Annotated in this window: 10 protein-coding genes; 5 read left to right on the forward strand and 5 right to left on the reverse strand. The window is 28.1% G+C overall.

The genetic code is table 11. The features are described from left to right. A complete protein-coding gene (locus BINT_RS09100) occupies positions 1-1,254 on the forward strand; it encodes an LptF/LptG family permease (RefSeq protein WP_014488278.1) in 1,254 nt (417 codons plus the stop codon). A 462-nt stretch (positions 1,255-1,716) separates the two neighbouring features. On the opposite strand, the gene BINT_RS09105 is transcribed toward BINT_RS09100, so the two are convergent. Next, a complete protein-coding gene (locus tag BINT_RS09105; protein WP_041177371.1) occupies positions 1,717-2,046 on the reverse strand; it encodes a hypothetical protein in 330 nt (109 codons plus the stop codon). Between the two features lie 51 nt (positions 2,047-2,097). After that, the gene (locus BINT_RS09110; RefSeq protein WP_014488280.1) at positions 2,098-4,137 is read right to left on the reverse strand and encodes a tetratricopeptide repeat protein; all 2,040 of its coding nucleotides are present in this window, start codon (positions 4,135-4,137) and stop codon (positions 2,098-2,100) included. 165 nt (positions 4,138-4,302) lie between these two features. On the opposite strand from BINT_RS09110, the gene trpB reads away from it, so the two are divergent. Next, positions 4,303-5,556: a tryptophan synthase subunit beta gene (gene trpB, locus BINT_RS09115; protein WP_014488281.1), complete on the forward strand. Its 1,254-nt coding sequence runs from the start codon at positions 4,303-4,305 to the stop codon at positions 5,554-5,556. Between the two features lie 188 nt (positions 5,557-5,744). Further along, entirely contained in the window at positions 5,745-7,502 is a 1,758-nt protein-coding gene (locus tag BINT_RS09120; protein WP_014488282.1) for a hypothetical protein, read from the forward strand. Between the two features lie 20 nt (positions 7,503-7,522). Here the strand turns inward: BINT_RS09120 and BINT_RS09125 are convergent, their stop codons facing one another. From BINT_RS09125 to gatC, 3 genes are read right to left on the reverse strand one after another with little or no spacing between them, the layout of a single operon-like run. After that, complete coding sequence (locus BINT_RS09125; RefSeq protein ID WP_014488283.1) at positions 7,523-8,770, reverse strand: MFS transporter; 1,248 nt, start codon at positions 8,768-8,770, stop codon at positions 7,523-7,525. 42 nt (positions 8,771-8,812) lie between these two features. Then, a complete protein-coding gene (gene lepB, locus BINT_RS09130) occupies positions 8,813-9,544 on the reverse strand; it encodes a signal peptidase I (RefSeq protein ID WP_014488284.1) in 732 nt (243 codons plus the stop codon). A 37-nt stretch (positions 9,545-9,581) separates the two neighbouring features. Next, the gene (gatC, locus tag BINT_RS09135; RefSeq protein ID WP_014488285.1) at positions 9,582-9,905 is read right to left on the reverse strand and encodes an Asp-tRNA(Asn)/Glu-tRNA(Gln) amidotransferase subunit GatC; all 324 of its coding nucleotides are present in this window, start codon (positions 9,903-9,905) and stop codon (positions 9,582-9,584) included. A 301-nt stretch (positions 9,906-10,206) separates the two neighbouring features. Here gatC and mrdA point away from each other — a divergent pair, with 301 nt between their 5' ends. Both mrdA and BINT_RS09145 read left to right on the forward strand, forming a co-directional pair. After that, positions 10,207-12,228 (forward strand): penicillin-binding protein 2, encoded by a 2,022-nt coding sequence (mrdA, locus tag BINT_RS09140; protein WP_014488286.1) that lies wholly within the window; start codon positions 10,207-10,209, stop codon positions 12,226-12,228. 63 nt (positions 12,229-12,291) lie between these two features. After that, positions 12,292-13,536: an FtsW/RodA/SpoVE family cell cycle protein gene (locus BINT_RS09145; protein ID WP_014488287.1), complete on the forward strand. Its 1,245-nt coding sequence runs from the start codon at positions 12,292-12,294 to the stop codon at positions 13,534-13,536. The last annotated feature ends 7 nt before the right edge of the window (positions 13,537-13,543 follow it).

Consider the following 13,543-nt stretch of genomic DNA (forward strand, 5'->3'; position numbering starts at 1 on the left):
ATGAAAAAAATTAATAAATATATTATATTAGAAACTATAGGACCTTTTCTAGCAGGTATTTTATTTTTTACATTTGTATTTGTAATACAGCTTTTACCTGAATTAATAAGACTCATTGTAAATAATGGTGCTCCTTTATTAATGTCATTAGAAGTGTTTGTATATATGCTTCCTTTCAATATTGCCATAACAATACCTATGTCTATACTTATGGCAAGCATTATCGGATATGGTCGACTTTCTTCAGATAATGAAATAATAGTAATGCGTGCTTTAGGATTTCCTCATATGAGGATATATATGCCTATTATAATATTGGGATTTATTACTTTTTGTTTTTCATTATTTTTTAATAATGTTGTTATGTCTGAATCTAATTATAGGTATAGAACCTTAATTTCATATATGGTAAATATCAAACCTTCCATTGCTGTTGGAAAATTGGAATTCTCTGAAATTAAAGATATGGGATTATCAATAGGTTCTAAATATGCTAATGATACAAGTATGTCAAATGTTGTAATATACGACAAATCCAAAACTAAAAGAGTAATTACTGCCAAATATGGACTTTGGAAAAATAATGAGGCAAATGCTCAAGTAGTAACTTTAACTTTATATGATGGTGTTGTACAAGAGATGCCGGATTATGGTTTTGTATCTAATGATTATACCGTATTTGATTCTATGGATATTAATATTGTTAGAAATGTCAGCACATTAACCTCTCATGAAAGAGGATTAAGAGAAATGCCTTCTTGGAAAATTATGGAAAAAATCAAAGATTCAAAAGCGGCAGCAAATAAATCTGTAGATGAACAAATAAGTGGAATGATAAATAATGCGTATAAAAATGTAAAAAAAACAGGAATAGATATTACATCTTTTTCAAATGAATATATACAAACAAATGCTGCTGAATTAACATCTATAAGAGAAAAAGCTATTGATGAAGCTGCACCGTATTTTTATTATGTAGAGTTTCATAAATTTATTTCTATACCGGCAGCATGTTTATTTATGGTTTTAATAGGAGCACCTTTAGGAATAGTAGGAAAAAGAAGCGGTAAAGGATTTGGATTTGGATTATCTGTAATAGTAGTTGTTATATATTATTTGCTTATAACTGCTGCCGAATTAATGGCAGGAGGTAAAAAAGTACCTCCGCTTATTGCTATGTGGTTCCCGAATATAGTACTAGCTTTAATGGGAAGTTTTCTTATGATAAGATCTTTCTTCAGTAGAGGAAAATAAAACTATTTCTATACAATTACATTTATACAACGCACGCAGAATAAAATATTAAATATATACTTAATAAAAATTATAACACAATTTATATATTTAAATATGTCATATCGTGCGTTAAATAATTTTTTTAATCTAATAAAAACTTGGGCGGGAATGCTTTTACTATTAAAGCTTTAAATATAAATAAATATTATCAAATGTAAATAAAGTAAAAAATATAAAGGGCGGGGTATGTAAGTAAAGTTTTAAAATTTATTTACACTCCCCACCCTCTAGGCTTTTTAATTTACTTTGCAATTTTTATCTTTTTTTCTTTATAATCTATTTAGAATTTAAAGCACCCACCCAAGTTTTTTTTAAAATTAATATTTCCACAACGCACGCAGAATGAAATCTTAAATATAAATTTAATAAAAATTAAAATATAATTTATATATATAACTATGCTTACCGTGCGTCAATTTATTATTTAATTGAATTAGAAAAATTTTCTTTTGCCTTATCAAGACCTTCAGCAGCTTTTTTCAAACCAGATTCTATAGATTTAGAGGCTTCATCCATAACTTTAGAAGGATCAACTTTTTGCATAGCATCCTCAACAGCTTTTGAAGCATTGTCTAATGTTTTCTCTGTAACATTTCCTGCCTTTTCTATACCGTCCTGAGCAGCTTTTGAAGCATCATCTATTTTTTCATTTATAGCATCTGTAGCCTTATCAATTACACTTTTATCTTTTTCACATGAAAAAGTAAATATTGATAAGATAATAACTAAACAAAATATAATATTCTTCATCATATAATCCTTATAATTTTTTACATGATTATAATAATTAATACATATTTGTCAAGATATAGGAGCATTCGATATATAAACATTAACTTTATATTTATTCTTCATATTTTTTGAATTATATATACTTGTAGCCTTTGCAAGCCTATCATTAAACTTTTCTACTAAAAAGTCAGCATCATCAACCTTAGGTGCTAATATTACCTCTTTCAAAGATTTATTATCAAATATATAAAGATAATTTTTATAAGAACGCTTCATCTTATCATCTATATGCAAAGGATTACTGCCGTATTCTACAAGCTGTATTATACGCATTTCCTGCTCTTCTATGAAAGATGAATCCTTTATCAAATATTGAATATTCATAAGAAGCTGATATGATAATGATAATTCCTCTGAATTAAATTTTTTTATGATTTTAAATATAGAATTAAATATATAACCTATATTATTTTTTAATTTATCATAAAATTTTTTATCATAGCTCCAAACATCATATTCTTTATTTAAATCAATAACAATATTATCATAATCAGATTCACAAGGATTGAATATTATTTCATTATTCTTAGCATTATAATATAAAACAAAATATAAAGGTAAAGTCTGTTCATTATAAAATTCTATATTAGAATAATTGTTTTTATCATAAGAAAATGAAAATAGTATACTGTTATTTAAATTATTAAAAGAAGTATCAAAAAAAGATTTATCAAAAACTAAACAGCAGCCTGTACCCTCTTTATTATCATATTTACCATATAATCTGTACATAGTTAAAGAATCTTTGCATCTGCTGAATGATGTTTGCAATGCAATAAAATTATTAATATTTCCGTACTTGGAATTAAGCTTATTATTTCTAAGAAGCTGCATCAATATCTTTCCCTCTTTAGGATCATTTGCATTTTTTATGCTTGTCATTCTAAGTTTGTTTTTCTTTAGATATGTATTGTACCTTGAATTATCTGATTTATCGTATCTCTTATCAAATGCCATATCATCAAAAACTTCTATACTTGTATAATGTGATATCTCATTGATTTTATCATCATCTTTTACAGAAACCAAATATAAAAATATATACTGAAGTATCCAAAGCTTTTTTAGTTTTGATATATCTTTAATATCACGAACTATAAAATTAAAATACTCCTCTTTTTCTTCAGTCCAAAAACTATTTTCATTCAACACTATATCAATAATTTTTTCTATGTTTATATATTCTATAAATCTTGATATTATATTAAATATGGTAACATTTCTTGATTCTTTAATATCTAAAAGTAAAGTCAAAGCATAATCATACTCTTCTAATCCTATCAATGCTTCTGACTTTAAAAAATATATTCTGTCATATATAGTATCATTTTGCATGACATTCAATTCTATATACTCTTTATTTTTTACTATGGTATCACCCTTTGAATTATTCTCATCTAAAATATAAAGTGCCTTATCAAGACATTCTATAGCTTCTTTATATCTATTTATATTTATAAGAAGACTTGCTTTATTTAAATACAACACTTCCAAAGATTTATTTATTTCAAAAGCCTTATCATAAATATTAAATGCCTCATCTATTCTGCCTAATTTTTCTAAAACCATAGCAACATTCAAATAAGCATAATCGTATCCAAGCTCTAAAGCTTTGTTAAAATAAAATAATGCATCTTCATAACGTTCTAATTTTGAATATATGATTCCTATATTAAAATAGCATATCTCAGATTTATCATTTATTTCCAATGCCATATTAAATGCATATAATGCTTCATCGAATGCCATTAATTTAGCAAGTATTATACCTTTATTTATAAAAGCCTTTTCATATAATGGATTAATTTCTATAGCTTTACTGTAATACTCTATAGACTCTTCATATCTGTTTAAATAATATAATGTTAATGCAGTTTTATAACAGCTTCTTGCAAAATATCTATCTACATAATTTGTATCAAGTTCTTCACAATTTTTTTCAAAACAATTTATTATCTTTAAATATATTCTAAGTGCTGAAGAATATTTTTCTAAATTAAAATAAAATCTAGCCTGAATAAACATATTTTCTATTCTATCTTTCAGCATAAATAATTCTCCAATATTAGTATAATTTTATTATAAACTATTTTTTAATTATATAAAATTCTTTAATTATATCAAAACACTATTGACAATTTTTTTATAAATGTTAATATTACTATATAAAGTATTATTTCTTATAAAAATATTTTAATTAAGGATTTTATATATATGAAGAACAGTGATAAAGGTTTTTTCGGTAAATTCGGAGGAAGATTTGTACCGGAAGCATTAGAAAAATTATTAATTGAATTGGAAGAGGCTTTCCTGCATTATATTAATGATAAAGAATTTTTAAGCGAGCTTGAAGAATTGAGATCTGATTTTCTAGGCAGACCTACACCATTAATGTACGCCAAAAACTTGTCAGAGAAAATTGGCGGAGCAAAGATATATGTCAAACTAGAAGGGCTTGCTCATACAGGGGCACATAAAATTAATAATTCTATAGGACAGGCATTACTTGCCAAAAAGATGGGTAAGAAGAAGATTATAGCAGAAACCGGAGCCGGACAGCATGGACTTGCCACCGCTGCAGCCTGTGCCAAATTAGGACTTGAATGCTCTATTTATATGGGTGAAATAGATGTAAAAAGACAGCAGCCTAATGTAGCTTCTATGGAGTTATACGGTGCTAATGTAGTATCCGTTACTAAAGGAGGACGCGGACTTAAAGATGCTGTTGATGCGGCATTAGAAGATTGGGTTAAAGATTTAAAAGATACTCATTATTTACTTGGAAGTGCTGTTGGCCCTAGCCCTTATCCTGATATTGTAAGAACTTTTCAATCTGTAATAGGAAGAGAATTGGATAAACAGATACAGGAAAGGAATTTAAATGTTAAAGCATTGATAGCATGTGTTGGAGGCGGTTCTAATGCTATAGGATTTTTTGAGCCTTTTATAGAGAGAGAAAATCCAAAACTAATAGCTGTAGAAGCTGGCGGAATAAGTATGAATCTTGGAGAAAATGCTATTAGAATGACAAATCCTTATGCCAAAGATATTGCTGCTCAGGGATATATGAGTAAATTTATCTTAAAAGAAGACGGAGAAATATCTGAAACCATGTCTATATCTGCAGGACTTGATTATCCAGGAGTTGGTCCTCAGCTTGCATATTTAGGAGAATCCGGAAGAATAGAATTTACTTATGCTACAGATAAAGAAGCAATAAATGCAGTAAAAGAATTCGCAAAAAATGAAGGTGTTATATTTGCATTAGAAAGTGCCCATGCCGGTGCTAAAGCTATAGAATATGCGAAGCAGTACACTAAAGATGATGTTATTATAGTTAATATGTCAGGCAGAGGAGATAAAGATATATTCATAACCTCACCTATTTTCAGACCTGATAAATGGAAAGAATTCTTAAAAAGTGAATTAGAAAGATTAGAAAAAAATATAGATATTCACAAATTTTAACCTCACAATTATATATTTTTGTTTATAGGTTTTTGTTTATTATTATTTAATATTCAAAAACCTATTTTTTATTATATTTAATATTAATAATAAAAAGTTGAAAAAATAATAGCCATAATATAAAATCAAAATATAAGGGATAAATATTTATATATAGTTTATTTTTCCTTATAGAAAGGTATTATTTTATGAAAAGAAATTTAATATTAAGTTTAATAATAATATTATTAATAATATCATGCAAAAAAATAAATTTACTTGGTCCTAATGATATACCTCCTCCAACAGAATTCCCAGATACAGAATACCCAACACCTACTCCGGTACCTGTTCCTCCTATTGATATAGAAGAAAAACCAATAACAGTAAAACCAGAAATAGTTTCCGGTAAAACAGTATTTGGAGGTTATGCTAAAAGATTTAAATATAAAAATGAATGGTATGTACTTGCCACAAATGAATATGAATATGATACTGATACTAAAAGTTTAGAAAAAACAGGAAAAGCTGCTTTATTAAAAATAGCCAATGATGGAAGCACAATAACAAAAATTAGAAGCATATCTCCTCTTATGGATCTTGAAGATGCCGATTATTGGACTAATTTAATTTCTGATAAACTAGTAATAGAAGCAAATAAGGTAAAAGTATTATCTGAAGCATATACAACATCAAAATTTATATGCATTGAAAATCCAGATTTCAAAAAAGGTAATATAGTAAATTATAGTATGTCAGGTACATTTATAATTATAAAATCATTCAATGAAAATATTAAGTATGTAGAATCTGATGACTTAATAAATTGGAATTATTATTTGAATCCTATTACAAAAGAATATAATATGCCTAATACCAATCATATAAATCCTAATTTTTTAGGAAGATACGGCATAAATACAGATGAATATTTTATTGTTTATTTTAAAGAAAAAATATTTTTATATACAAAATATAAAAGTATTTTTGATGAACATCCTGATGGAAATAGAGATCCTAGCAAACCTCCTTTTGATTATTATAACAATGAATATTACATTATTGATTATGGTAAAGACATGAGTGATGCTAAGAATTGGACTACAAACTATTTTCCTGACTATAACAATGAAAAACTATTAGTTACAATGTATTTTCATACTGATAATGAAAAGCTATATTTCTCTCAAGGTATTTTTGGTGATAATAAATTTGTATACAATGAAAAATCAGGAAATTGGTCGTCTGAAGCATCAATTAAATATCAAAATATATGTTTTTCAACAGAAGATGGTATAAATTGGAAAGCAGATACTCTTCCATCTTCTGATAAACTTACAGATATAAGAAGTTATGTTTTCTCTTATCCTAATTTTGAATTCAGAAATAATATGATAGGTTATGAAGAGCCTAATGCTGCACCTTTAGAGCCTTCATATACAGAACTTAACGGAAAATACTACAGAACTATTAATACCACATATCCTGTTCCTCCTATAAAAGAGATTATTGAAACTGCTAATAGATTAGAAACAAATTTCACAATCACAGAAGAACATATAAAAAAATCCGGTACTTATCAATTACAGGTATCTTCAGTAGATCCTAATAAGGCTCAGGAATCAGATTGGGTTAGTATAGTACCAAAAAATGAAATAAATTCAGTTATAGGCTGGGAAAGCGGCGGCGGAAATTTATTTACTTTCAATAATAAGATAGTACGTTTAGCTGATTATGACAGAGAATTTCAAATAAATAATCAATATGAAAACGCTTTGAACCTATCCCAAAAATATTATAATATGCTAAAAACAGCTCCAACTATGGAAGATTATAAAAACTATAATTATTATTTTCTTTATTATAAATCTGTAGCTGATATGATAAAAATGATTAAGGATAAAGGAAATGCATATTTTATGCCTGATAAAGTTTGTACACATTATACATTTGAAGTTGGAAATTAATCTTTAATTACTATTAATTATTATACAGATTTATTTTTTCTATTTTTGAATAATATTAAAACTATAAACATAATTATAGGAAATATTACAGCAAATAATATACCTGTTTTTAATCCTGCTTGTATATAATCGCTATTAATTAATACAAAACTAAATCTGTCAGCAATATTTCTATTATTTGAAACAAGCCCAACAATACCGGGACCTATAGAACAGCCTACATCTCCGGCCAAAGCAAGCAATGCAAACATAGCAGTTCCTCCCCTATTATAATTTTTGGCAGCAAGAGAAAATACAGAAGGCCACATTATAGCAACAGAAAGTCCTGAAATACCGCATCCTATCAATGATAAAAATGCATAAGGACTAAACACAGTTACAAAATACCCTACAGTGCAGAAAAATGCTGATACAATCAAAGCCTTTTCTATATTAATGCTTTCAGACCTCATTCCATAAATAAGTCTTACTATACCCATACAGAATGCGAACATACAAGCACCGAATATATCGCCCACATTCTTATTAACATTAAGTCCTAATTCAGCAAATAATGATACCCATTGTGCTATTGACTGCTCACTTGCCCCAGCACATATCATAAGTATAACAAATACCAAAACTATTTTTACCGATAATAATTTCCTTATAGAAACGGTATTATCACTATTCATATTATCTTCATGAGTTTTTAATACATTAAGAGGTACATTTGAAAATAAAAATATATTGATAAATGGGATAATAGCCCAAATCATAGACATATATCTCCAATTTTCAATGCCGAATATATTGAAATATAAAGTTGAAAATATAACTACAGCCATAGAACCCCAACAGTAAAATGAATGCAGTATATTCATAGCTTTAGTCTTTTGTTTTTCAGGAAGTGCCTCTACGATAGGACTAACTAAAACTTCTATCAATCCTCCGCTTATTGCATTGATAAAAAAGCATACGAGTATTGCAGTATAAGGATCAATATAAAAAGGAAGTATACCAAGTAAAAATAATCCCAAAGCTGAAAATATATGTGCAGCTACTATAGGTATTCTATATCCGATTTTATCTATAAATTTAATTGCCAAAAAATCTATAATCATTTGAACGGCAAAATTAAAAGAAGAAAGCAAACCTATATGAGTTAATGATATATTAAAATCTTTCTGGAACATTATAAAAACTAGAGGAGGAAATATATTTATAATAGCCTGATTCACATATCCTATATAACTAGCATATAATGTATGAGTATAATTAAGTTTCATAAAAAACTCGGTATAATATAAATTGATTTAGAAATATTTTTATTATTTAGAAATAACTTTTCCATCTATATTTGAGAAATGAACATTACCGAAATCTCTGCTGTCATAACCATAATCTCTATTATCAGAAAGCACAAAATATTCATTATAGCCTATGATATAAGGGCCGAAATTATCTCTTGTGGACACTTCAGCATCTAATATCCTACCGTCAAATTCCACATTAGCCCAAGGCTCATTGAGAACTTCTCCATTTATATAAACAACCTTATTTCTTATCTCTATAGTTTCATTTGGAAGCCCTACTACTCTTTTTATTAAATATCTGGTATTTGATATATTAACATTTCCAAAAGTTACAAAATAAACAAAGTATGAAGCAAATCTTTTTAAAAAGAATTCTTTTTCAGTTCTGGGATCTATCATAAATATAATATCTCCCCTCTTAGGCCTTGAAAATATAATAGTTTTTCCGGTAAGAGATGAAACAAAAGGTTTTAATGCAATACCATATCTTAATTTAGAAGTGATTAATATTTCATTAGGCTCTATGGTATTCATCATTGTAGAACTTTTCATTCTATCAATTCTTATAAACAAAGTAAAAATACCAAATAAAACAAAAGCAATAATAAAGCCTAATATCAATCTGGCAACTACCCTATAAAGCAGGCTATTGCTCCTATAATATATAAAGATAAAAGGTTTTAATACAGCTTTGAGTGCATTAAGTTTTTCTTTTTTTAATTCTTCTCTATCATAAGAATAATTCATCTATAATTGATGACCTCTGTAAATTAAAAGTAATTTTTTATGATTTTTTAGCCTGATGCTCACTGTTTTCTAAAGCTGCAGGAACTGCTGGAACTACAATATAACCGTATTCACCGCTTCTGCATAAGTCCATTATTACTTCATTATCTAATGTAGGACCTTGAACATCTTCTCTTAAATATTCAGGTAAATCTATAACATGATATAGAGGATCAATACCATCAACATTAACTTCAAATAATCCTTCTATAAACTCTAAGTCTTTATTTAATCTATCTAACATTTCGTCTTTTTGACTTTCTTCTATTCTTAATCTTGTTTGATATAAAAGAGCTTCTAATTCTTCTCTGTCTGTAGTCATTATTATATCCTTAAAAATTATAATTATAAACATAATATACTATAATCAATAATTTTTCAATAGTTTATATATTTTTTTAATATCATTGATTATCTTTACAAAAAACATAAATTTTATGTTTTTACTATTTAAATTTTATGTAAAACAATGTATCATTTTTCAAAATTAATTAACATAATATTAAATTAATAAGTAAAAAATATACTAAAAAATACCGTTATTTATACTATTGATAAAAATTTTTTGTTAATATAATATTGTAAATATTAATAATAATTCTTAAAAGGTAAAAGGTTTATTTATGAATTTTTTAGAGATAGAATTAAATAAAGATAAAAAAATAATAAGCGAAGATTTTAAATATAGAAAAAGATTAATAGTGGTATTTATAATATCAATATTGGTTGCTGCATTATTATTGATAAGATTATTCTATTTACAAATAATACAAAATGAACATTATGACAGTTTAGCAAGAAACAATAAAGAACAAATTATACCTATAGATGCATACAGGGGTGAAATATACGATAGAAATGGTGTTATAGTAGCAGAAAATATAAAAACATACACGATGTATATGATACCTGTTTATTTACCTAAAAATTATTTTGAAAGAGAAGAATTATTATACAGAGTATCCAAAGTATTTAATATAGATTTAGGACATATAAAGTCTAGTTTGGAAAAAGTATCAAAAAACAGCTATGAATCAGTAGAGATATCAGAAAATATATCAATGTCACAGATGAGTTATTTAGCTGAAAGATCAGAAGAATATCCGGGAGTATACTATGGAAGTAAGTCCATTAGGCATTATCCTCTTGGTGAAACTATGACGCATGTACTTGGATATATAGGAAACATATCTCAAGAAGAATTTGAAAGCAAACAGGCTGAAGGATACAGAAGAAACAGTGTTATAGGTAAAGAAGGCGTTGAACAATTCTATGATAAAGAACTTAGAGGTATAGACGGTTATGAACAATGGATAGTAGACTCAAGAAACAGAGTAAAAGAAACTATAACTCCAGCTATAGGAAAGCCTATACCGGGAAAAAAACTTATATTAAGTATAGATTCTAAAGTACAGAAAGATGCGGAAGATTTAATAAAAGGACAGGTAGGAACTATAATAGTATCAAAACCTACTACAGGTGAAATACTAGCTATGGTAAGTTCTCCTTGGTATGATCCTAACATCTTTATAGGTAAAATAGACAGACAAAAATATGCAGAGCTTATAAATAACCCAGCAAATCCATTCTGGAATAAGGCCATAAGAGGAAGATATCCTCCAGGTTCTACATTCAAACTTGTAACAGCGGTAGGAGCATTAACTGAAAAAAGAATAGGCGTTAATACAACAAGATTCTGTGGCGGCGGTATGCTTCTTGAAAATAGATTCTACAGATGTACAGGTCAGCATGGATATGTAAATATGTATAAAGCTATACAGTATTCATGCAATACATATTTCTATAACCTAGCTTATGAATTAGGACCTAATTTCATTAAAAGATATGCTGAAATGTTAGGTTTCGGAGATGTTACAGGTATAGATTTACCTGGTGAAAAGGTTGGAGTTGTTCCTAGTGCCGATTGGAAAAGAAGAAAAATTGGAGAATATTGGTGGGATGGTGATACTATTCAATACGTTATGGGACAAGGTTATATGTCTGCTACTCCTATAGCGGTTCATATGGCAACTTCAGCTATAATCAATGACGGTGTAATGTACAGACCTCATGTTGTTAAAGAGATAAGAAGTTCTCAAACTGATGAAGTTATATACAATAATGATAAAGTAATAATCAAAAAATTAGATATAGACAAGAATATATTTACAGTAGTAAAAGAAGGTATGAGAATGGCTGTAACAGGTGGTACTGCTAGAAATGGTGCTTGGTCGCCTAATATTAAATTAGCAGCAAAAACAGGTACAGCACAAAACGCACAAGGTAAAGACCATACTTGGGTTACAATATTCGGACCTTATAATCCTAGACCTACTGATGATATGATAGCAGTTACAGTTATGCTTGAGCATAGCGGTGGCGGTGGCGGTACTACTGCAGGTCCTATAGCTACCGCAATGCTTCGTTCTATATTAGGCGGAGAAGATGCTGTAGAGGCTAGAAATGTAATTTATGCTAGAATGCAGTATATATATCAGCAGATAAGACTTGCAAGAGAAAAAATGAGAGCAGAGGCAGAAGCTAAAGCAAATGAAGAAAATGGAGAAACATTAGAAAATATTGACGGAGAACAGCAAAAACAAGAAGAAAAAACTGAAGAAGACGAGAGGATAAAATATGAATGATAAAAAAGAATTAAAAAATTATTTGTCTTCGATTGGAAAATATTAGCAGCTGTAATATTTTTAATGACTGCAGGGGCTATTGCTGTATATTCTTCAACATACTCACCTGAGTCTGGAAAAACTAGCTGGATGTTTTTGAAGTTTATATTCTTCTGTGCCACTGGTATAGTTTTAATATTTATAAGTATGTTTATAAACTATACTAAATTGGCAGAACATAGAATGTCTTTATATATACCTATGCTTGGGGTATTAATATTAGTATTGATACCTGGAATAGGAACTACAGTAAACGGCAGTAGCAGCTGGTTATTTGGTATGCAGCCTTCTGAATTCGGTAAAATAGTTGTTATTATATTCCTAGCCGGTTATTTAGATCAAATAGGAGATAAGATAAAAGAAATAAAATATTTTGCTTTGGCAGGACTTTTTATTTCAATACCTATAGGTTTAGTATTACTTCAGCCTGACTTAGGTACTGTACTTGTATATTGTTTTATAGTATTCATAATGCTTTTTGTGGGCGGCGTTCCTACAAGATATATTATAGCTTTAATAAGTATAGGTGTTATAGGGCTTTCAATACCTATGTTCCTTGAATATAAAAGAATGTCTGATGATATAGATAATATACTATTTAACTTCTTATCTCAAAGAATATATATAGGCTATTTGGCAGGAATATTTTTATTTGTATCTGCCCTACTCCTTACATTGAATTTCTATATGAATAGTAAATATGTTGGTTTATTAGCATTTACTTTCTTTGTATTATTCTTATGTATGGGAGCAGCATTAACTTTTGACATAGGATTAAAAGAGTATCAAAAGCAAAGATTATTAGTATTTATGAACCCTCAATTAACTAGATTAAGTTCCGGTTATAATATAATACAATCTCTCATAGCTGTAGGAAGCGGAGGATTATTTGGAGAAGGATTTTTGAACGGAAGTCAATCACAATTAAACTTCATTCCGCAGCAGGTAAATGACTTCATATTCTCAAATATATGTGAAGAATGGGGATTTATAGGAAGTGCTTTGGTAGTTTTGGCTTATGCTGTTATATTTATAAGAGGAACAATGGCTGCATATTTTGCTAAGGATAGACTCGGAGCTTTGATAGTATCCGGAGTAATAGCTATGTTTTTATGCCATGTTATTATTAATATAGGAATGGTTGTGGGAATGATGCCTATTACAGGATTAACCTTGCCTTTTATAAGCAGCGGAGGTTCATCTATATGGACTTTCTCAATATCAATAGGTTTAATATTTAATGTAGAAGCAAGAAGGTATGTTCATTAAAAGTTGT

This window comes from Brachyspira intermedia PWS/A (genome assembly GCF_000223215.1).
Taxonomy (GTDB): Bacteria; Spirochaetota; Brachyspiria; order Brachyspirales; family Brachyspiraceae; genus Brachyspira; species Brachyspira intermedia.